Below are 21,447 nucleotides of genomic sequence, written 5' to 3'. Positions count from 1 at the left end.
TATTTATGTCTTATCCCAGCTTGCTTTGCATCTTATTAATTAAAGTATTAAAGCAGAAATTTTATTATTTTTCAGGCATTGCCTGTTTTTTGCTGACATCCAATATTTTATTTGCAATTCCACGCAAGATATTCACCTCTTCAACTTCCAATTGCGTACGTGACAACATGCGTTTCAGGCGGGGCATCAGCTTCTTGGGCTTATCCGGGTTCAAAAACTCTATCGCGACAAGTGCCTGCTCCAGATGCGTATACATTCCATCTATTTCATTCACGGTTGCCAATTGCCCCTGAAAACCGACATTACCGGCAACTGGCACACCGGTATCAGCAGCCATGCGGCATTCATAAGATAGCAGTTGTATTGCCTGCGCCAGATTCAATGAAGAATAGGCCGGATTGGCGGGAATATTGATCAGTGCATGGCAATTCATGACGATCTCGTTAGGCAAACCAAATCGCTCGTTACCAAATATCAGCCCTATTTTAGCGTGCTGACTTTGCACCATGGATTCAGCGAATATTCTTGGACTAAGGATAGGCGGGGAAAACTCCCGCAATCTGGCACTGACGGCGGCCACATATTCACATCCATCCAGGGCTTCATCGATATGTTCGACGATACGGGCACTGTCCAATATGTCTTGCGCACCGCTGGCAAGGGCTATCGCTTCCGTATGCTGCAGAGCATCGGCAAAGCGTGGCTTTACCAGGATCAACTCGTTAAACCCCATGGTTTTAATGGCTCTCGCGGCCGAACCTATATTACCCGGATGACTGGTTTCAACCAGGATAAAGCACAGGCGTTGAAAAAGAGATGTGTCAGTTTTGGGCAAGTTCATTTAAAATAGCGGTATCCCGCGTTAATTTTTTATTCGGTTGTGCGTCTTGTTGTGCGTCTTATTGATCAGACGGATGGCAGTCGGACAAGAATTACGCACGCTCTTTATCATTTTTGTCTAGCATCTTAATGACATCCTTACTCTTTTTTGAGGGATAGTCGTTTGCATGCTGCCATTTTATCGGAAACCTTATGCACCCAATGCTGAATACGGCAGTTAAAGCCGCTCGTCGTGGCGCGACTATTATCAATCGCGCATCTTTTGACCTCGATCGTGTCCAGGTCACAGAGAAACAATTCAATGATTTCGTGACTGAAGTCGATCAGGCTGCTGAAGCTGCCATCATTGAGGTGCTGACTTCTGCCTACCCTGACCATGCCATCCTGGCTGAAGAATCAGGTGCATCCGCTAATTTGCACGACGAAAATGATAATGTCTGGATCATTGATCCACTCGATGGCACGACCAACTTCATCCACGGCTTCCCACAATATTGCGTTTCTATCGCGCTTCAACAACGCGGCGTGATTACACAAGCCGTTATTTACGACCCTACGCGCAATGAAATGTTCACGGCCAGCAAAGGTGCCGGCGCTTTCCTCAACGATAAACGTATCCGCGTTACCCGTTGCGACAAACTGGCTGATGCATTGATAGGTACAGGCTTCCCATCCCGCGACTTGTCGGGCCTGGATGAGTACCTGGCCATGTTCAAAGTCATGACCAGCAAATGCCAGGGTCTGAGAAGACCAGGTTCTGCCGCGCTTGACCTCGCTTATGTCGCAACCGGCCGTCTTGATGGCTTCTTTGAAAAAGGCCTGGCCCCCTGGGATATCGCGGCAGGCTCACTCATCATCACCGAAGCTGGCGGTATCGTCGGCAACTTCTCTGGTGATTCCGACTATCTGCACAAAGGTGATGTATTAGCTGGAACACCGAAAGTATTTGCCCAGATGGTCAATGCATTGCAAGCGTTTTCAGCTAAAAAGTAATTTCTCACGTCCCGCTGGCATTTGGCGGGACGCCCCTCTCTCTGGACTGATGAAAACCAGTCCGGTCATAAAGAAACACAGTAAAACCACATGGCATCATTCAACGAACTCGGCTTATCCGAGAACATTGTCCGCGCAGTCAGCGAACAAGGCTATACCTCTCCAACCCCGATACAACAGCAGGCAATTCCTGCTGTCATCAAAGGCGGCGACTTGCTGGCTGGCGCGCAAACCGGTACTGGCAAAACAGCGGGTTTTACCCTGCCTATCTTGCAGCGCCTGTCTACCTCAGCCAATGCTCCAAAAGACAAAACCAGCAGACGCCCTATCCGCGCCCTGGTACTGACACCTACGCGCGAACTGGCAGCTCAGGTAGAAGAAAGCGTCAATACCTACGGCAAATATGTACCACTGAATTCCGGCGTGATTTTTGGTGGCGTTGGCATTAACCCGCAAATCAAACTGTTAAAGCAAGGGGTCGACATATTGGTGGCAACGCCAGGCCGCCTGCTTGATCATCACCAGCAAGGCACGATAGACCTGCGCCATATAGAAATCCTGGTATTGGATGAAGCAGACCGCATGCTGGACATGGGCTTTATCCATGACATCAAAAAAGTATTGGCGATCTTGCCTGCCAAGCGGCAGAATTTGCTGTTCTCTGCCACTTTCTCCGACGACATCAAGGCACTGGCAGACCGCTTGCTGGACAACCCGGCGATGATAGAAGTCGCGCGTCGCAATTCCACGGTTGAAGTCATAGCACAAAAAGTGCACCCGGTTGATCGCGATAAAAAACACCCGATGCTGGCACACCTGATCAAGACCCATCAATGGTCACAAGTGCTGGTGTTCACCCGCACCAAACATGGTGCCAACAAGCTGGTAGAGCAATTGGGCAAAGATGGCATTGCCGCCATGGCCATCCACGGCAACAAGAGTCAGTCTGCGCGCACCAAGGCTCTGGCCGAATTCAAGGATGGCAGTCTGACCGTACTGGTAGCGACTGACATCGCGGCACGTGGTATTGACATTGACCAGTTGCCTCACGTCGTCAATTACGATTTGCCGAATGTGCCAGAAGATTATGTGCATCGCATAGGCCGCACTGGTCGCGCCGGTGCGACTGGCGAGGCCGTATCTCTGGTTTGCGTCGATGAATTCAAGCTGCTTGCAGACATAGAAAAACTCATCAAGCGTCAGATACCACAAGAAATCATTGATGGTTTCATTCCTGACCCGCATGCCAAGGCTGAACCTATACAATTGCGCAGCTTTGATCATCGTGGTGGTGGCGGAGGTGGCAGAGGTCAACGTCCTGCAGGTAACGGCCGCGGACAGCCAGCCCGCACACCAGGTAAGGCATCTGCGCCACAGGCAGCCAAACCTCGCCCAGCAGGCCCAAGACCGACGGTAAAGCAGTCCGCTCCACGCAGGTCTGGTAGCCGTGGTAACGGCTGATCCTTAGCTGGCAGGATTAAAAGCACAAAGGGCAATTTTTTGGCCCTTTGTGCTTTATACAAATTCAATTACTGCTTTGCATGTACTGACTGCTGTAAATTCAGCATGCTCAACTGACTCACTTGTATAAAACCACGTCGTGGGCGATCCAGGTCTATGGTTAAAAATACCGCCATACTGATCAAAATCTGCAAAGCCAAAGTTGCAAAGACCGCCCTTTGCCCAGTCAGGCCAGAAGCATAACCTATGGTCGCAGCTGTCATGATGATGGTGATCAACAAGAGCAACACAACTGTCTCAGGCACATGCCTTTGCAAGCCAGCATCCCTTTTACCAAATGCATCGATAGTATCATTCAACGACTGTACAAACATGCCAGTGGTCACAGCACTCTTATCCAACTCGACAGACTTCATGGCGAGCGCCCACAACTGATCCGAGATTTGGCTGGTTTTTTTTATTAAGACATCACGTTTTTCCACATCTGCGAGACTGACCTGCCCTTCTTCTACTCTTAGGTCTATATACTGCTTCAACATGGTCTGCGTATGCTCGCGCACGCTCAAGGGTAGCAGCTGGGTGCGCAAATACGTGGTGCCAATTGCATTCGCTTCATTGACTACCGATTGATTGCGCTCATCAAACCTTTGCAGCGCCAGAGAAAAAGCAAAACTCAACAATAAGGCGAGCAAGCCCAGCATAGAAGCCTGCAGGGTATTGATCTGTGATTTGGCCGCATCATTTGCTACCATTTGTTTGCGCAGGCCATTTCTATATGCAAGCTCGGTGGCAATCAGCATACAGGCAAGAAGAAGGAAAACGATCAGGGCAGTGCTTTGTCCATACATAAATTCATTTGTCATCGGTCAGCGCCCTTTCGACACAAAAAAGGATATTGCTACAATCAGATTTTTGATTTTAACAATATCCTGGATAGTTTTTGCTTTTACCTGACAATTCTGCAGCCTATAAGTTATTGATATTCACAATAAAGCTAGGCAACCGTAGACCAAGGCAATCGTCTATGATATGGTGCGCACCAAATTTGAACTGACTGGGTATAAATTCCAGTGCTTCAGCAGGCGAAAACAAGAAAACAAAACGAATAAAATCAAAGTCTTATGACCGCAAAAGAAACACAACACACCCCCATGATGCAGCAATATCTCCGCATCAAGGCAGACTATCCAGAAACCCTTGTGTTTTACCGGATGGGCGATTTTTATGAACTGTTTTTTGGCGATGCCGAAAAAGTTTCGCGTTTGCTGGGCATCACCCTGACCCAGCGCGGCAGTTCTGGCGGCGAACCGATCAAGATGGCGGGCGTGCCCTTCCATTCCCTGGAGCCTTATCTGGCCAAGCTGGTCAAGATAGGTGAATCAGCGGCAATCTGCGAACAGATAGGTGATCCGGCGACCAGCAAGGGGCCGGTAGAGCGCAAAGTCATGCGCGTAATCACCCCGGGCACACTGACTGACACTGATTTGCTGCCAGAAAAATCTGACCGCCCGCTACTGTCGCTGTGCATGCTGCAACAAAGAAAGACCGTCAGCATAGGCCTGGCATGGTTGTCGCTAGCCAGTGGTGCCTTGAAGTTGATGGAAGTATCGACTGACGAAAAATCCCTGCCACAACGGCTACAACAAGAACTGGAACGCATCAGCCCAGCCGAAGTATTGCTGTCTGCTGGCACGCTATTGCTGGATGAGCATTATGCTCAACTCCCGGGCAAATTCTCTGAATTGCCTGACTGGCATTTCGATGTCAAGCAAGGGCAAAAAGCCTTGCAGGATCAATTGGGCACTGCCTCATTGACCGGTTTTGGGGTAGAGAACCTGAGTGCGGCACTGGGCGCCGCTGGTGCATTGCTGCGCTATGCGGAAAGCACGCAAGGCCGTGGCCTGAAGCATGTCAATACGCTCAATGTTGAGAGCGAGCATGAATTCATAGGGCTGGATACCGCGACACGTCGCAATCTGGAGTTGACAGAGACCTTGCGTGGCCAAGAATCGCCCACCCTGTTTTCCTTGCTTGATCATTGCCGCACCGCCATGGGCTCGCGTCTGCTGCGTCACTGGTTACACCATGCACGGCGCGATCAAGCCGTCGCCAGGGCACGTCATGACGCCATCAAGGCACTGATACAGGCAGACTCCACTGATGGCCTGGCTACCACTTTAAAGGCTATCCCCGACATAGAGCGCATCACCACACGCATAGCCCTGCAATCTGCGCGACCACGTGATTTATCTGCACTGCGAGATGGCCTGCAAAACCTGCCCGGCCTGCGCAATTATGTGAGCTTGTGTATCGCCGATAACCAAACCAGTTTGCTGACCAAGGTTTTGTCTGATCTGGACACACCGACAGAATGCTTGGACCTGCTGGAACGTGGCTTGATGCTGCAACCCGCCACCATGGTACGCGATGGTGGCGTGATAGCCACCGGCTTTGATGCAGAGCTCGATGAATTGCGTGCACTGTCAGAGAATGCCGGGCAATTCCTGATAGACCTCGAAGTGTCTGAACGTGAACGCACAGGCATTGCCAATCTGCGTGTTGAATATAACCGTGTGCATGGCTTTTATATTGAAGTCACGAACGGACAAAGCGATAAAGTGCCGGATAATTACCGCCGTCGCCAGACCCTGAAAAATGCTGAGCGCTACATCACACCAGAATTGAAAGCCTTTGAAGACAAGGCATTATCGGCACAAGAACGTGCCCTGGTACGTGAAAAGATGTTGTATGAGCGTCTGCTACAAGATCTGGTGCCGCAAGTGCCTTTGTTGCAAAGAGTGGCAAATGCGATTGCCCAACTCGACACTCTGGTCAGCTTGGCCGAGCATGCGACCAAGAATAACTGGTGCGCACCGCAATTGGTGGATGAACCTAACCTGCATATCGTCCAGGGTCGCCATCCTGTAGTTGAAAACCAGATAGAACGCTTTATCGCCAATGATTGTGATTTTTCTGCCGAGCGTAAATTATTGTTGATCACCGGCCCTAACATGGGTGGTAAATCGACCTTTATGCGTCAGGTTGCCCTGATCACCCTGCTAGCCTACGTTGGCAGTTATGTGCCTGCCGCCGAAGTGACGATAGGTCCGATAGACCGCATTTTCACTCGCATAGGCGCAGCGGATGACCTGGCAGGTGGCCGCTCTACCTTCATGGTGGAAATGACAGAATCAGCAGCCATCCTGAATGGTGCTACTGACCATTCTCTGGTATTGATGGACGAAGTGGGTCGCGGTACATCGACATTTGACGGCTTGGCTTTGGCCTGGGCAATTGCCAAGCATCTGATACAGGTATCCAAGAGCTATACCTTGTTTGCCACGCATTATTTTGAGCTGACGCAATTGCCTGAAGTGCACCCATCGGCAGAAAATGTGCATTTATCTGCGGTTGAGCATAAGGAAAACATCGTTTTCCTGCATGCTGTACAGGCTGGCCCTGCCTCACAAAGCTATGGCTTGCAGGTGGCGCAACTGGCGGGCATACCTCAGCCAGTTATCCGCTCTGCACGCAAGCATCTGGCTGATCTGGAAGCTCAGTCGCTGCAATCAACGCCTCAGTTTGATTTATTCTCTTCCTCGGCTGGCGCACCTGAAGTGGAAGTTGTGGAGTCAGCACCCGTTAATACTGAGCTGATGGAGACTCTTGACACCATGGACCCGGATAGTATGACCCCAAGGGAGGCACTGGCAGCCTTGTATGAATTGAAGAGCCTGGCAAACAAGGCCTGACCAAAACATATCCAGCTAAAAAATGCCGTTGAAGTCAACGGCATTTTTTATGGCTACTTGTCAGTGCAACTGGTGACTACGATATTCGTCGCCTGCACCATCATCCTCATCATCGTCATGATGATGGCCATGAGCGCCATGCACGTGACCGTGAGCGACTTCTTCTTCAGAAGCAGCACGCACGTCTTCTACCGTCAAACTAAAGCGCAAGGCTATGCCTGCCAGCGGGTGATTGCCATCCAGTACGACCTTATCATCCGCGATATCCGTGACGGTAAAAATATGGGCATTGTCTTCATCGGCAGCATCATCCGACTCTTCCGGCATGCCTTCAAACTGCATGCCAACTTCCAATGGTGAAGGAAAGCGATCACGCGGTTCCACTTTCACCAGGGCGGCATCATAGTCACCAAAGGCATCTTCAGGGTTTAACTGGATAATGGTGCTGAAGCCCTTTTCCTTGCCTTCCAGGGCTTCTTCTATCTTGGGAAACACATTGTCATACCCGCCATGCAGGTAAACCATAGGCTCCTGACCTTCTTCTATCAGATTGTCTTGTGCGTCTTTCAAGGTATAGACTGCAGTAACAACTGAATTTTTGCCTATCTTCATAGCAATTCCTTAAAAATTTATTTGCCCTGAGATTATACCCGTCTAGTCGAGTCCTTTGCCTCAGCCTATAATGCGGGCATGAAAAAAAATACCATCCCCCTGCCCCTGCTGGGCGGCATTACAGCAGAAGAGTTTCTCAGCGAATACTGGCACAAGAAGCCCTTGCTGATACGCCAGGCTATCCCTGACTTTCAGCCTCTGATCCCAAAAGCTGACCTGTTTGACATGGCTGGCCGTGACGATGTTGAGTCCAGGCTCATCAGCTTCTTCAACAAACACTGGGAAATGAAGTCTGGCCCGCAAGCCGACATACCTGTCAAGGAAAAGAAAGACTGGACGCTGTTGGTACAAGGCGTTAATTTGCATGATGACAAGGCTGATTCCCTGCTCAGGCAATTCCGCTTCATCCCTGACAGCCGTCTTGATGACCTGATGATCAGCTTTGCGGCAGATGGCGGCGGTGTTGGACCGCATTTTGATTCTTATGATGTATTCCTGCTACAGGCGCATGGTCAACGCAAATGGCGCATCGGCGCGCAAAAAGACCTGACGCTGATTGATGGCATGCCTCTCAAGATTTTGCGCAACTTCAAGGCTGAGCAGGAATTCGTGCTTGAGCCGGGCGACATGCTGTATCTACCGCCAAAATATGCGCATGATGGCATCGCCATCGGTGAATGCATGACTTACTCCATTGGCTTCCGTGCGCCGTCTTACCAGGAACTGGGGGAGTCCTTCCTGCACTTCATGTCTGACTCGATAGACTTGCCAGGAAGATATGCAGACCCTGATTTGAAAGTCAGCACCAAACCGGCAGAAATCAGCAATGAAATGCTGGAACAGGTTGCTGAAGAAATTGCCAAGATTCAATTTACTGACGATGACGTACTCATTTTCCTGGGTGAGCACCTGACCGAACCCAAACCCAGTGTTTTCTTCACTGGACCGGAAAAACCACTGACGCCTAAACGTTTCCATCAGTCAGCCCTGAAAAATGGCCTGAAGCTGTCACGCAAGTCGCTGATGTTATATAAAGGAAAACATATTTTCATCAATGGCGAATCATTCGCGGTTGGCAAGGAAGACAAGATTTGCCTGAGCAAATTGGCAAATCAAAGAGAGCTGGATGGCGCAGATCTGGCGAATATTTCCGCAGATGCGATAGAAACTTTCTGCCTTTGGTATGAAGACGGCTGGCTGGATCTACGTCAATGATTGCTGCAACGCGTCATTATTTTGAAATATGAAAGAAAATTTTCTTCCGAAAAGTAGTTTATTTTCATGGAAAACCTGAAATTTCCTACTAAAAATAGCGTCTTGTCTAGAAATAATGATTGATTTGAGTGCAAAAATGCATCTATGCCTATTCCATTAATGGAAAAATCATTATAATTCCGGGTTAGGAAACTTTCGTAGGGGCCGAATGTCGTTTTGGCGAGAAGCTCGCGAATTAACCTATAGAGCGATAATTACCGGTAATTATTCATCGCAAAGTTTTGATCTTCTTTTTTGATCTATTTATTGAAAGTACAAACATGAAAAAATCACTCTTGCTCGTTTCCCTGTTGGCATTGACTCTGGCTGCTTGCGGCGAGAAAAAAGCTCCTGAAGCATCCGCTCCAGCAGCATCCGCATCTGCAGCAGCTCCTGCACCAGCATCTGCTCCAGCAGAAGCCCCAGCAGCAGCTCCAGCTCCAGCAGCAGCATCTGACGCAGCTGCAGCATCTGGCGCAGCTCCTGCAGCATCTGCAGCAGCTTCCGCTCCAGCAGCAGCTTCTGCATCTGCTTCCAAGTAATTTTTAATTACTTAAGAAAAACCGGCTTTAAGCCGGTTTTTTTCGTCTTGAAATAGGCAAACAGCCATGACAAAGAAGCAGGCGTCCTAAAGCGCAAAGATACAAAAAAAGCCACGAATCATCGTGGCTTTTTTTGTATCAAGCAAAAAACTGCATTTGCAAGAACTTATTTCTTCAACACCAGCTCGCTTGGCAAGCTATGCAGGTACGCGGCGATATTTTGTATATCCTGATTTGACAATGCCTTGGCCTGTGTAGCCATGGTTGGATTGGAACGGCCATTTGCTGCATCACCTCCACGCTGATAAGCGTGCAAAGCCTGGGCAATGTAATCAGCGTGCTGACCAGCTAACTTAGGATAGCTTGGATCGATAGGCTTTGAGTAATTGTCGCCATGGCAAGAAGCGCAATTGAATTTTTTTGCCGCTTCTTTACCAGCTTCTATATTGCCACCCGCATAAGCTGCGAAAGACAAGGTGGACAACAAAGTTGCCATCAACAGAGTTTTCTTCATGATCCTGTCCTATTCTTATTTTTGTTGAGAGTAATATGCCGCCAGATCTGCGATGTCCTGTTCAGTCAGGCTGCCAGCAATACCGCGCATGGATGGATGCTTGCGATCGCCTTTTTGATAGGCTTTCAAAGCACTCTCTATGTATTTGGCGGATTGTCCGCCTATCATAGGCACCTGATACACCTCAGGGAAGCTCGCTTTGTAGCCAGGAATACCATGGCAACCAATACACATCGCGATTTTTTTATCAGCAGCATCTTTAGGATTGCCAACCGGATCTGCCGCAGTAGCAGCTTGAGCGAGGCTCGCTATAGCGAGGAGTGCAAACAATTTTTTCATATTAGCGATTATTAATTAGCAGGCAGATCAATAAATTCAGTGTTTTGATATAACTCAGCATTTTAGCTGATTACAATCAAATTTGCGTAAAAAACCTAGTACACACGCCTCTCCAAAGGGTAAAAAAGCTGCACTTACGCAACTCCAGGCAAAAAAATTATTGCCTTTCTGCGTTGCCTGCACAGAAAAAAGAACAGCCGTTCACAAGAGTGCAAATTCTCGCTTATACTCTTTACACTCTCAAGCAACCCTACACGTCGAGTTTATATCCATGACACAAGCGCCAACTACTTTACGCTTTGACGGTGCCGACAATTATGTCGCTACCGATGATTTGAAACTGGCAGTCAATGCCGCCCTGAGTCTGCAACGCCCACTATTGATCAAGGGTGAACCAGGCACAGGGAAGACCATGCTCGCCGAAGAAGTCGCTGCTGCCCTGAACATGCCCCTGATGCAGTGGCATATCAAATCCACTACCAAGGCGCAGCAGGGTTTGTATGAATACGATGCGGTCTCACGCCTGCGTGATTCCCAACTAGGTGACGAACGCGTCAAGGACATCCACAACTACATCATCAAAGGCGTACTGTGGCAGGCTTTTACTGCTGACGAGCCTGTAGTTTTGCTTATCGATGAAATCGATAAAGCCGATATAGAATTCCCGAATGACTTGTTGCGTGAGCTGGACCGTATGGAGTTTTATGTCTATGAAACCCGTGAGATGGTGCGCGCCAAGCATCGCCCGCTGGTCATCATTACGTCCAACAATGAAAAAGAACTACCAGACGCCTTCTTGCGCCGCTGCTTCTTCCATTACATCAAATTCCCTGACAAGGAAACGATGCAAAAGATCGTCGATGTCCACTTCCCCAAATTAAAGTCAGACTTGCTGGCGCAGGCACTGCAAACCTTTTATGAAATCCGCGACGTTGCCGGCCTCAAGAAAAAACCTTCCACTTCAGAGTTCATAGACTGGTTGAAGCTCTTACTGGCTGAAGATATACCCGCAGAAGCCATGCGCAGCAAGGACAATAAAGCCATCGTCCCTCCCCTGCATGGTGCCTTGCTGAAAAATGAACAGGACGTGCATTTGTTTGAGCGCCTGGTATACATGTCACGCACCAATCGCTAACAAGATGCAATGACAAAAATGGCGCAGCACTGCAGCGCCATTTTTTTTACTCCTCAACTAATGCATTTGCTGCTTGCTTATTGCGCTTGCTTCAGTTGCTCCAGAATAGCTGGATTTTCCAGTGTAGAAATATCCTGGGTGATCTCTTCACCTTTTGCCAATACCCGCAGCAAGCGACGCATAATCTTGCCAGAACGTGTCTTGGGCAAATTATCACCAAAGCGGATTTCCTTGGGCTTGGCGATAGGGCCAATTTCTTTCGCTACCCAGTTGCGCAATTCGGTCGCAATTTGCTTGGCTTCATCACCAGTTGGGCGTGCACGCTTCAATACCACGAAGGCGCAAATCGCCTCCCCTGTTGTTTCATCAGGCTTGCCTACTACAGCAGCTTCAGCCACCAGTGGGTTCGCCACCAGGGCAGATTCGATTTCCATGGTGCCCATGCGGTGACCGGATACATTCAGCACATCATCAATGCGGCCAGTGATAGTGAAATAACCGGTATCTTTATTGCGTATCGCACCGTCACCAGCCAGATAGACTTTGCCACCGAACTCTTCCGGGAAATAGCTTTTCTTGAAGCGCTCAGGATCGCCCCAGATCGTGCGTATCATTGACGGCCATGGACGCTTGACAACCAGGATACCACCCTGCCCGTTCGGTAAATCATGGCCTGTCTCATCAACAATAGCAGACATGATGCCTGGCAAAGGCAAAGTACAGGAACCCGGTACCATAGGCGTGGCACCTGGCAAAGGCGTTATCATATGACCACCTGTTTCTGTCTGCCAGAAGGTATCAACAATCGGGCAATTGGTGCGACCTATATTATTGTAGTACCACATCCAGGCTTCGGGGTTGATAGGCTCGCCGACAGAGCCCAGCAAGCGCAAGGATGATAAATCAAATTTATTGGGATGAATATTGGCGTCAGCATCCGCAGCCTTGATCAGCGAACGTATCGCTGTTGGCGCAGTATAGAAAATGGTGGCCTTGTGTTTTTCTATCATGCTCCAGAAACGCCCGGCATTGGGGAAAGTAGGTACGCCTTCAAACACGATTTCAGTGGCGCCTGCTGCCAGCGGGCCATAGGTAATATAGGTGTGACCTGTTACCCAGCCTATATCAGCAGTACACCAGAACACATCTGAGGGCTTGACATCGAAGGTCCATTTCATTGTCAGGATAGCCCACAACAAATAACCACCCGATGAATGCTGCACACCTTTTGGTTTACCGGTAGAGCCTGACGTATACAGTATGAAAAGAGGATGTTCTGCGCTGACCCATTCAGGCTCACACACTGCCGCCTGGGCGACTACCAGTTCATGCATCCATACATCACGTCCTTCCGCAACATTGATGTTTCCACCAGTGCGTTTGTAGATGACAACGTTTTTCACTTTCTCGCAATCACCCAGAGCGAGCGCTTCATCCACAATCGCTTTTAAAGGCAAATGCTTGCCACCACGGACTTGTTCATCAGCCGTGATAACAGCGACGGCCCCCACATCCACAATGCGCTCTTGCAAAGATTTTGCCGAAAAGCCACCAAACACCACAGAGTGTGTTGCACCTATGCGTGCACAGGCTTGCATGGCAACCACGCCCTCAACAGACATGGGCATGTAGATCACAACACGGTCACCCTTGCTGATACCCAGAGACTTCAGGCCATTGGCAAACTGGCAGACTTTTGAATGCAGCTCCTTGTACGTCACTTTGGTGACTTCACCACTATCCGCCTCAAAAATCAGCGCTACTTTATCGCCATTACCCTTTTGCAGATTCACATCCAGACAGTTGTAAGACACATTCAGCAAACCATCTTCAAACCATTTGTACAAGGGTGCTGTGGATTCATCCAGCACGGTATTGAAATCTTTATGCCAGTGCAAATTTTCGCGTGCCAGACGTGCCCAGAAGCCCTCATAATCTTGCTCAGCTTCTTTGCATAGGGCGTTGTACGCTTCCATGCTTGGGATAGCTGCATTGGCAACAAATGCGGCAGGTGGGTAAAAAACGCGGGATTCTGTTTTAGTTTCAGCTTGCGCAGCGTTGATGTCAGACATTGTTATCTCCAGCTTGTTATCGTTAGATTAAAATCTTCACTACAGCTTTACCCCAAGCTGGCATTGCACCAGATCGTGGCAATAATTATCATCCTTAAACACAGGGCAAACCTTAAACTTGGAGACTTACTCAAGCCTTACGCTTGCACTTTTGAAAAATGATACCACAAAGATACCATTACATCTCCACTACATACCTGATATTGAAATAGCTATATCTGCCGCGCTACACGAGCAGGCCGTGCACATGTAAAATACGGGCTTGCGTTAAAAACTGCCCTTTCCACCACCGATTGCCGACATGACCAAACCAGTTTCTCCAGCCAAACTATCCCCCCTTGCCAGCCTGATATTCTTTAGCCGCTGGCTGCAGCTACCACTTTATCTCGGATTAATACTTGCGCAATGCGTTTATGTATTCCACTTCTGGGTTGAACTTGTGGATTTGATCGGGGCTGCAATGGGCAATGAAACTGCGCTAAAACACATCATTGATGCTGTTTCTACTGGCAGCGTCAGACCGACAAAACTGACTGAAACGACCATCATGCTGGTTGTGCTGGGCCTGATAGACGTGGTCATGATTTCTAACCTGCTCATCATGGTTATCATAGGCGGCTATGAAACCTTTGTCTCACGCCTGGGGCTCGATGGGCACCCGGACCAACCTGAATGGTTATCTCATGTCAATGCCTCTGTGCTGAAGGTTAAACTGGCCATGGCGATCATCGGCATTTCATCGATACACTTGCTAAAGACCTTCATCAACGCAGCTAACTACGAACCACCTGCCATCATTGCGCAGACTTGTATTCATATCGTATTTTTGATGTCCGCTCTAGCCATTGCCTATTGCGATCAAATCATGACCAAGACTGCCCAAGCCAGCAACGATCATTAACTTCACCATTTAATTTTTACTACTTAGTTTTATTACCTAGCCAAGAGCCAAATCATGACAGTCATCAAGCAAGACGATCTGATCGAATCCGTAGCCGCAGCGCTGCAATACATCAGTTACTATCATCCAGCCGACTATATCGCCCATCTGGCTCGCGCCTATGAAGCCGAGCAAAGCCCGGCAGCAAAAGATGCGATTGCACAAATCCTGACCAACTCGCGCATGTGCGCGGAAGGCCGCCGTCCTATCTGCCAGGACACAGGTATCGTGAATGTATTCCTGAAAATCGGCATGAGCGTGCGCTTTGAAGGTTTCAGCGGTTCCATCATTGATGCAGTCAATGAAGGTGTGCGTCGTGGTTATAACGACCCCAACAATAAACTGCGCGCCTCCATCGTTGCTGACCCGCACTTTGAACGCAAAAACACCAAGGACAATACGCCTGCCGTAGTACATATGGAGCTGGTTCCTGGCGATACAGTAGATGTCAAAGTCGCTGCCAAGGGCGGCGGTTCTGAGAATAAAACCAAATTCGTCATGCTGAACCCTTCTGATTCCCTGATTGACTGGGTCATGAAAACCGTGCCTACCATGGGTGCAGGCTGGTGCCCACCAGGGATGCTCGGTATAGGCATAGGTGGCACTGCAGAAAAAGCCATGCTGATGGCGAAAGAATCCTTGATGGATGACATCGACATGTATGAGCTCAAGCAACGCGGCCCACAAAACAAGACTGAGGAATTGCGTATAGAACTGTGCGACAAGATCAATGCACTGGGCATAGGCGCACAAGGCCTGGGTGGCTTGACGACAGTACTCGACGTCAAGATCAATATGTACCCTACCCATGCGGCATCCAAGCCGGTTGCCATGATCCCTAACTGCGCGGCGACACGTCATGCGCATTTTGTACTCGATGGTTCTGGTCCCAGCTATATAGAACCACCAAAACTGTCTGACTGGCCAGATGTAAGCTGGGCACCTGATACAGAAAAATCCAAGCGCGTCGATCTGAATACTCTGACAAAAGAAGAAGTCGCTTCCTGGAAACCAGGCCAGACCTTGCTTCTGAACGGTAAAATGCTGACTGGCCGCGATGCAGCCCACAAGCGTATTCAGGACATGCTGGCCAAGGGCGAGTCATTGCCTGTCGATTTCACCAACCGCGTGATTTACTACGTAGGCCCGGTTGATCCCGTACGTGATGAAGCAGTTGGCCCGGCTGGCCCGACTACTGCCACCCGTATGGATAAATTTACCGACATGATGTTGGAAAAAACCGGCCTGATCTCAATGATAGGCAAGGCAGAACGCGGCCCGGTCGCCATCGAATCCATACGCAAACACCAGTCAGCTTATTTGATGGCTGTTGGCGGTGCGGCTTACCTGGTTTCCAAGGCGATCAAATCAGCTACGGTAGTTGGTTTTGCTGACCTGGGCATGGAAGCGATCTATGAATTTGATGTCGTCGATATGCCAGTCACGGTTGCGGTTGATTCCAGCGGCACATCCGTACACAATACCGGCCCGAAAGAATGGCAAGCGAAGATAGGCATCATCCCTGTCAGCGCATCCTGATCGCACCCCGACTATCACTGACTATTACTGGCTGAAGCAAGAATAAATACTCCTTATGGCATCAGAGGAATTTGCACGCTCTGCTCCGATTGGAGTATTTGATTCTGGCCTTGGTGGCTTGTCAGTATTGCAGCACATACGCCAGACCCTGCCACATGAAGCATTGCTGTATGTGGCAGATTCAAGTTTTGCACCCTATGGTGACAAGACCAGTGCAGAAATTCTGAAGCGTAGCATCGCCGTCACAGATTTTTTGCTGAGCAAGAAAATCAAGGCATTGGTAGTTGCCTGCAATACAGCTACTGCTGCGGCCATCAAGCATCTGCGATTGCATTACCCAGACCTCATCATTGTTGGCATGGAGCCCGGTTTAAAACCGGCCAGTCTGCTCAGCAAGACAAAAAAAGTCGGCGTACTGGCTACTCTGTCCACCATACAAAGCGAAAAATATCAGCACTTGAACACAAAGTTAAGTGCAGAGACAGGAGTGGAATTCATCCCCCAAGCTTGCGTAGGCCTGGTCGATCAAATAGAGAAAGGCGAAGCAAATGCAGATCGAACCCGGCTTTTGCTGGAAAAATATCTGAACCCTTTGCTTGATGCAAAAGTCGATACCCTGGTCCTCGGTTGCACCCATTATCCCTTTGTAGCCAGACTCATACAGGAACTCACGTCTGCGTATATTCCTGACAGCGTACCCATCACACTCATTGATACTGGAAAAGCCGTTGCATCCCAAATACAGCGTTTGCTAACTGAGCGTGATTTGACAAATACCAGCAGCGATATTCCCCACATTAACGCTTACACCAATGGAAGCCCAGAAAAGCTGAAACACGCTTGCACCCAGTGGATTAACATACCAGAAGATCAGTTAAGTGTTTCCACCTTCAGTACCTGATTTCAGCACCAGATGCATCCGGCTTCGACTGCACTAATAAAACCCAATCATAGAAGCAGGTAAATCCACAATAAAGCCAAGCACAAACAATTTAATTAGGACTCCTTTACATGTCCATTTTATTGCGCCATAATACTCAAATGAAAAAGACAGCCAGCCATCCTTGGGACGAAACGCCAGCAACCAGTGAACGCATACTGGATGCGATTGCCAGAATTGCCGGAGTATTGCGCTCGGGCACTTGGCAGTTTGCCACGTCTGAAGGTTTGAACCCTACCCAAGTCGACATCATAGACATGCTTGCGGCGCGCAAAGATGCTGTCAGGCTATCATGGATAGCCGAGCAATTGGGCGTCAGCACGGCCAGTGCCAGCGACTCAGTGAGTTCATTGACTGCCAAAGGTCTGGTAGAAAAAGCCCGCGCGCCAGACGATGGTCGTGCTATAGCCCTGAAGCTTACTACCGATGGTCATGCGCTGGTAAAAAAAATAGCTAGTGCAACCGGTTTTGCCAGCGAGGCCATAGCGCAATTATCACTGGCAGCACAAGAGCAAACTTTTACCAGTCTGTTAAACCTGATAGGCAAATTGCAGCAAGCCGAACATTTTCCAGACATCCGCGCCTGTGTCACTTGTGCACACTTCATGCCGGACAGACACGAAGATGTGCTCGCCCCCCACCATTGTGCCCTGGTGGATGCACCTTTACGCAAAGAGCAATTGCGCCTGGATTGTCCTGAACATCAACAAACAGCAAACAACATCATTCGCAATAACTGGAAGAAAATAGAAATGAAATAAAAATGGATAAGCAAGAATGGAATAGCTGAAAATGAGTTAACCAAGGCAGATCGCCTATTTTTTGACCCAATAAATTAGGACTCCTATTTATAATATTTGATGCTGTGGTTCTTGCATCGGATGTGAGCAGTACGCGCGTCAGAAATTAGCCTGGCAATGCGTGTCGATAAACAGAACCGTCACATGACATTTGAAAGATAAACATGGAACACAGATACAAAAAACTCTGCCTCAGTCTTGGTTTAGGTCTCAACCTGACCATCGCCAGTACAACGCACTGGGCCGCGGCTCATGATCACGCACATCAGGGTGGCATACAAACTGAAGCCAGCAGCAAAATCAAACCTGACTTTGATATTTTCCATACCAAGATTACGACTGAAGGCAATGTGGCAATTTTTCATATTGCCGTCTCCGGCAAGGCTGGCAAAACCAAGCCTTCTAAATCAGGCAAGCTCGCGGGCAGCTCTGTTTTCTCTTATGTTTGGCCAACCACTCTGGATCCATCCATAGTAGGTTTCGAGCCTAAAAGTGGCATCCTGGCTTTTGCCGTAACTTCTCACCCTGACTTTGATGACACCCCGCTGTTTGATGAAAACGGCGATGGCAATCCCAACAATGATGGCAATGTCTGGCACTCACACTGGGTAGTCTTGCAGCCCGATCAGGCTTGCGGCAAAGATGCGCTGAAAGTTGTTGATATTCCTGAGGGTAGCAAACCCCGCCTGCCCAAAACCTGGCCGGGCTTGCCAATACTCATAGACAGCCCGGGCTGGAACCCTATATTCAAAGGCAAAACGCTGGAAGTACGCGTGCCTTTTGATGATATAGCCAGCATTCAGTCTGCTGGCTTTGATGGTGTTACCACTGCTCTGCGCGTCAATGCCAGCGTCCATGCACCACTACTTTGCGTCAGCAATGTTTTCAAAGTCGCCTCAGGCAATCTCAGCCTGCCAGGTAAATTCAATCAGTAAGCCAACATCGCAAACCCAAAAGGAATCACCATGTCTCATATTCAACTCATCAATCTCAAAGAAACTTCTGGTACTCGTCATGCCATTTTGAATGACATCAATACTGCCTTTGGTGCTACGCCAAATATGTTCCGCGCTGTCGCCAACTCTACTGCAGCCCTTAATAGCATGTGGTCTGCGTTTGCGGCCCTGGGCAATGGCGTCATCCCGGCAAAACTGGGAGAGCAAATTGCAGTTGCCATAGCAAATCAGAATCAGTGCGAATACTGCCTGGCAGCACATACCGTATTGGGACAAAAAGCAGGTGCCAGTGCCGCAGAAATGGCGGCAGCCCAGTCAGGCAATTCACATGACGCGAAAACCGACGCCGTACTGAAATTTGCACTGAAGGTAGTCAGCAAGCGAGCCCAAATCAATAGAGACGATGTGGAAGCTTTACGGTCAAATGGTTATAACGATGAACATATCGTTGAAATTATGGCGCACGTCGCTCTCAATCTGTACACCAACTATATCAATGTGGCGCTGGACGTACCGGTTGATTTTCCCAAAGTCAAGCTGAACGCAGCCAGCAAAAATTAATCAGTTTTTAAAGGTGCGGATAACTCCGCACCTTGCTCAGATAAATTCAAATAAAACGGAAAGAATAAAAATGTCTATGATCAATAGCATAGCAGCTGAACTTATCACATCGGATTGGCTTAACACGGATACTGCTATCAGCCTGCAGTCTTTACGCGGCAAGGTTGTACTCCTGCATAGTTTTCAAATGCTATGCCCCGCCTGTGTCACACATGGCTTGCCACAGGCAAGTGCGGTAAGGAATGCATTTTCGCAGCAAGAACTTGCTGTTATAGGATTGCACACAGTATTTGAGCATCACAATGCGATGGGTAAAGAAGCCTTAAAGGCCTTTATCCATGAATACCGATTGCGCTTCCCGATTGCCATCGACATGTCAGATCCTTTCAGTGGAATACCTTTGAGCATGCAGAAATATGGCTTGCGCGGCACGCCAAGCATCTTGCTCATAGACCGGCAGGGGCGCATCAGATTTCACCACTTTGGTCACATTGATGATCTCAAATTAGGCAGTATGCTGGGTCAGTTGGTGGCAGAGACAGATGCTACAGAAGAGCTTGTCAGCGCGAATCAAGGCAAACCCAAGCAGGCCGTGGGATGCAATGAAGACTCGTGCAGTTTGTCTTAAAAAAATCGGCTTCGGAATATGCCAAGTAAGCTTCAAGAATTCATGACCGGTACAGACAATACCAGATTGGTCGCCTTGGAAATTGCAGACCAGAGTACGCCTACAACTGCATTCCAGACTTTTTCTATGGTGACCATCAGCAAACCCCGTAAGGTTTTAGCGAAGCTTAAGGCCATATCCTCCAGCCCATCCAGGAAAAACTGCTGGGTTTCAGGCGTAATCTGCTTGGTCAATATGCCGGTACTGACCAGCCCAGCCTGTTGTGCTATGGCTTTTAATTGTTGTTGCGTAAATCCGCGCAAGGTTGTTACATCAGCCTGTAAAACACCAGAAGCTGCGGCCTGCATGTCAGCGACGAGTTGATCAAGATCAAGTGCCATATTTATTCCCCAAATTAACGCTGCAAGAAATTTTCATACGTAATTGCCTGATCGAGATAGATCACGGCCTGCCCCTTGAAAGCCTGCGCCTCATAAGCAGTCACGCCTTGCAGACGGTCAACATCACGCATTTTACTCAAGGTTTCTGATACTTTTTTGATGGCATACGCGCTAGGCGGTGTGCTGTCGTCACCAGACATGGCTGGGCTGCCACGTTTATCAAGTAATTGATTAATGGTATCGGTCACCTTGTTTTTTGGCATGGGCCGGGCACCAGCCTGCAAACTCAGTGCGTCCAGCCGTCCAATCAGTGAATTGTAATTATCAACGCGGGAGGAGAAGCTGTTTTTATCGCTGCCGTTAGACACGCTGGCGAGCAAAATCATGGTGTCAGTATTGACGGCGGCCAAACCATCAACCACCGTTTTGTCATAAGCGGGTGCAAGTTGGGTCGCGCACCCTGAGAGAGCAATACAAAGCCCCAGCAGGTATACACGCATCCACCACAATAATTGCACAGCTGGCTTCATGACTACTCCGCATGGAATGAAAATGACAGAAATGCCATATTAACATTTTGAGTTGAATTTATCATCGCAAGAATTATCTTTTTTGATATTTTTTTGATGATTTTTTTATTTCAGGATAGAAAGATCAGGGCTTGAAAGAGTTGGCGATGAGTCTGGTTGCCTCATCATATTTTTCTTTGTTACTGACGGCGTAATTCCATTGGAAGAAAGTACACCAGTTACCAGTCGTCAGTAATTTATCGTAATAAATCTGCTTGCCCTTGGTGCCAGAGACAACGGCAAAACCTTTTCCTTTGGCGCGATAAGAAATGACCCTGCCTTCTTTCACTTTTTCTGTTTCTGCCTTTTTAAGGAATTCTGCCGGAGTCGTATCCCATTCCTCTATGCAGGCCCTGGCATAAACACGCAACTCAGCCTCACCATCTTTGGATAAAAACACCTGGCCGTCACCATTGGCAGCTTCACCTTGCGGGATAAGGTAGTCTGGATAATCTATCGAAAAACCATATCGACCATTCACATAGGTTTTATAAACCAGCTCAGCAGAAGAAGCATTTGCGGTCAAAAACACCAGTAAAGACAACAGGTAAGTATTTTTCATATAAAGCCACAACGATGAAAGTCCCTGCCCGCAAGACGTGCGGACAGGGACAATGACA

At 48.7% G+C, this 21,447-nt stretch carries 22 protein-coding genes; 12 read left to right on the top strand and 10 right to left on the bottom strand.

Translation table 11 applies throughout. From position 1 onward, the window contains the following. Positions 1-64: 64 nt before the first annotated feature. Entirely contained in the window at positions 65-841 is a 777-nt protein-coding gene (locus UNDKW_RS11830) for an RNA methyltransferase (protein ID WP_162058852.1), read from the bottom strand. A gap of 200 nt (positions 842-1,041) precedes the next feature. Here UNDKW_RS11830 and UNDKW_RS11825 point away from each other — a divergent pair, with 200 nt between their 5' ends. Both UNDKW_RS11825 and UNDKW_RS11820 read left to right on the top strand, forming a co-directional pair. Beyond that, positions 1,042-1,833: an inositol monophosphatase family protein gene (locus tag UNDKW_RS11825; protein ID WP_174244988.1), complete on the top strand. Its 792-nt coding sequence runs from the start codon at positions 1,042-1,044 to the stop codon at positions 1,831-1,833. A gap of 90 nt (positions 1,834-1,923) precedes the next feature. Next, positions 1,924-3,294 (top strand): DEAD/DEAH box helicase, encoded by a 1,371-nt coding sequence (locus tag UNDKW_RS11820; protein ID WP_162058851.1) that lies wholly within the window; start codon positions 1,924-1,926, stop codon positions 3,292-3,294. A gap of 68 nt (positions 3,295-3,362) precedes the next feature. Here the strand turns inward: UNDKW_RS11820 and UNDKW_RS11815 are convergent, their stop codons facing one another. Continuing rightward, the gene (locus UNDKW_RS11815) at positions 3,363-4,157 is read right to left on the bottom strand and encodes a hypothetical protein (protein WP_162058850.1); all 795 of its coding nucleotides are present in this window, start codon (positions 4,155-4,157) and stop codon (positions 3,363-3,365) included. A gap of 258 nt (positions 4,158-4,415) precedes the next feature. Here UNDKW_RS11815 and mutS point away from each other — a divergent pair, with 258 nt between their 5' ends. Next, a complete protein-coding gene (gene mutS / locus UNDKW_RS11810) occupies positions 4,416-7,046 on the top strand; it encodes a DNA mismatch repair protein MutS (protein WP_162058849.1) in 2,631 nt (876 codons plus the stop codon). Positions 7,047-7,106: 60 nt separating this feature from the next. On the opposite strand, the gene UNDKW_RS11805 is transcribed toward mutS, so the two are convergent. Continuing rightward, positions 7,107-7,658, bottom strand: a complete 552-nt coding sequence (locus tag UNDKW_RS11805) for a peptidylprolyl isomerase (protein ID WP_162058848.1) — start codon at positions 7,656-7,658, stop codon at positions 7,107-7,109. Positions 7,659-7,736: 78 nt separating this feature from the next. Here UNDKW_RS11805 and UNDKW_RS11800 point away from each other — a divergent pair, with 78 nt between their 5' ends. Further along, positions 7,737-8,873, top strand: coding sequence for a cupin domain-containing protein (locus tag UNDKW_RS11800; RefSeq protein WP_162058847.1), 1,137 nt, complete (start codon positions 7,737-7,739; stop codon positions 8,871-8,873). A gap of 303 nt (positions 8,874-9,176) precedes the next feature. On the opposite strand, the gene UNDKW_RS11795 is transcribed toward UNDKW_RS11800, so the two are convergent. From UNDKW_RS11795 to UNDKW_RS11785, 3 genes are all read right to left on the bottom strand, one after another. After that, a complete protein-coding gene (locus UNDKW_RS11795; protein ID WP_162058846.1) occupies positions 9,177-9,440 on the bottom strand; it encodes a hypothetical protein in 264 nt (87 codons plus the stop codon). A 180-nt stretch (positions 9,441-9,620) separates the two neighbouring features. Beyond that, the gene (locus UNDKW_RS11790; RefSeq protein ID WP_162058845.1) at positions 9,621-9,968 is read right to left on the bottom strand and encodes a cytochrome c; all 348 of its coding nucleotides are present in this window, start codon (positions 9,966-9,968) and stop codon (positions 9,621-9,623) included. 15 nt (positions 9,969-9,983) lie between these two features. After that, entirely contained in the window at positions 9,984-10,307 is a 324-nt protein-coding gene (locus tag UNDKW_RS11785) for a cytochrome c (RefSeq protein WP_162058844.1), read from the bottom strand. Between the two features lie 271 nt (positions 10,308-10,578). On the opposite strand from UNDKW_RS11785, the gene UNDKW_RS11780 reads away from it, so the two are divergent. Beyond that, positions 10,579-11,442 (top strand): MoxR family ATPase, encoded by an 864-nt coding sequence (locus UNDKW_RS11780; RefSeq protein WP_162058843.1) that lies wholly within the window; start codon positions 10,579-10,581, stop codon positions 11,440-11,442. A 77-nt stretch (positions 11,443-11,519) separates the two neighbouring features. Here the strand turns inward: UNDKW_RS11780 and acs are convergent, their stop codons facing one another. Further along, the gene (acs, locus tag UNDKW_RS11775; protein ID WP_162058842.1) at positions 11,520-13,514 is read right to left on the bottom strand and encodes an acetate--CoA ligase; all 1,995 of its coding nucleotides are present in this window, start codon (positions 13,512-13,514) and stop codon (positions 11,520-11,522) included. Between the two features lie 301 nt (positions 13,515-13,815). Here acs and UNDKW_RS11770 point away from each other — a divergent pair, with 301 nt between their 5' ends. The 7 genes from UNDKW_RS11770 (at position 13,816) to UNDKW_RS11740 (ending at position 19,878) form a co-directional block, all read left to right on the top strand. After that, complete coding sequence (locus UNDKW_RS11770; RefSeq protein ID WP_162058841.1) at positions 13,816-14,415, top strand: YqhA family protein; 600 nt, start codon at positions 13,816-13,818, stop codon at positions 14,413-14,415. Positions 14,416-14,469: 54 nt separating this feature from the next. Further along, a complete protein-coding gene (locus UNDKW_RS11765) occupies positions 14,470-15,993 on the top strand; it encodes a fumarate hydratase (protein ID WP_162058840.1) in 1,524 nt (507 codons plus the stop codon). Between the two features lie 55 nt (positions 15,994-16,048). Continuing rightward, positions 16,049-16,894 carry a glutamate racemase gene (gene murI / locus UNDKW_RS11760; protein ID WP_162058839.1) on the top strand — a complete coding sequence of 282 codons (846 nt, stop codon included), beginning with the start codon at positions 16,049-16,051 and terminating at the stop codon, positions 16,892-16,894. A gap of 140 nt (positions 16,895-17,034) precedes the next feature. Beyond that, the gene (locus UNDKW_RS11755) at positions 17,035-17,694 is read left to right on the top strand and encodes a MarR family winged helix-turn-helix transcriptional regulator (protein WP_162061901.1); all 660 of its coding nucleotides are present in this window, start codon (positions 17,035-17,037) and stop codon (positions 17,692-17,694) included. Between the two features lie 203 nt (positions 17,695-17,897). Continuing rightward, entirely contained in the window at positions 17,898-18,668 is a 771-nt protein-coding gene (locus UNDKW_RS11750; RefSeq protein ID WP_162058838.1) for a hypothetical protein, read from the top strand. A gap of 30 nt (positions 18,669-18,698) precedes the next feature. After that, entirely contained in the window at positions 18,699-19,250 is a 552-nt protein-coding gene (locus UNDKW_RS11745) for a carboxymuconolactone decarboxylase family protein (protein ID WP_162058837.1), read from the top strand. A 70-nt stretch (positions 19,251-19,320) separates the two neighbouring features. Next, on the top strand, positions 19,321-19,878 hold the full coding sequence (locus UNDKW_RS11740) for a redoxin domain-containing protein (protein WP_162061900.1): 558 nt from the start codon (positions 19,321-19,323) through the stop codon (positions 19,876-19,878). Positions 19,879-19,910: 32 nt separating this feature from the next. On the opposite strand, the gene UNDKW_RS11735 is transcribed toward UNDKW_RS11740, so the two are convergent. The 3 genes from UNDKW_RS11735 to UNDKW_RS11725 all read right to left on the bottom strand — a co-directional run bounded on the left by UNDKW_RS11735 (position 19,911) and on the right by UNDKW_RS11725 (position 21,389). Further along, positions 19,911-20,258 carry a hypothetical protein gene (locus UNDKW_RS11735; RefSeq protein WP_162058836.1) on the bottom strand — a complete coding sequence of 116 codons (348 nt, stop codon included), beginning with the start codon at positions 20,256-20,258 and terminating at the stop codon, positions 19,911-19,913. A gap of 14 nt (positions 20,259-20,272) precedes the next feature. Continuing rightward, a complete protein-coding gene (locus UNDKW_RS11730; protein ID WP_162058835.1) occupies positions 20,273-20,788 on the bottom strand; it encodes a hypothetical protein in 516 nt (171 codons plus the stop codon). Positions 20,789-20,912: 124 nt separating this feature from the next. Beyond that, positions 20,913-21,389, bottom strand: a complete 477-nt coding sequence (locus UNDKW_RS11725) for a hypothetical protein (protein WP_162058834.1) — start codon at positions 21,387-21,389, stop codon at positions 20,913-20,915. Positions 21,390-21,447: the final 58 nt, after the last annotated feature.

Origin of the sequence: Undibacterium sp. KW1 (genome assembly GCF_009937955.1) — a bacterium.
Lineage (GTDB): Bacteria > Pseudomonadota > Gammaproteobacteria > Burkholderiales > Burkholderiaceae_D > Undibacterium.
Note: the sequence above shows the minus strand (reverse complement) of the source record. Positions and strands in the feature narration are given on the sequence as shown.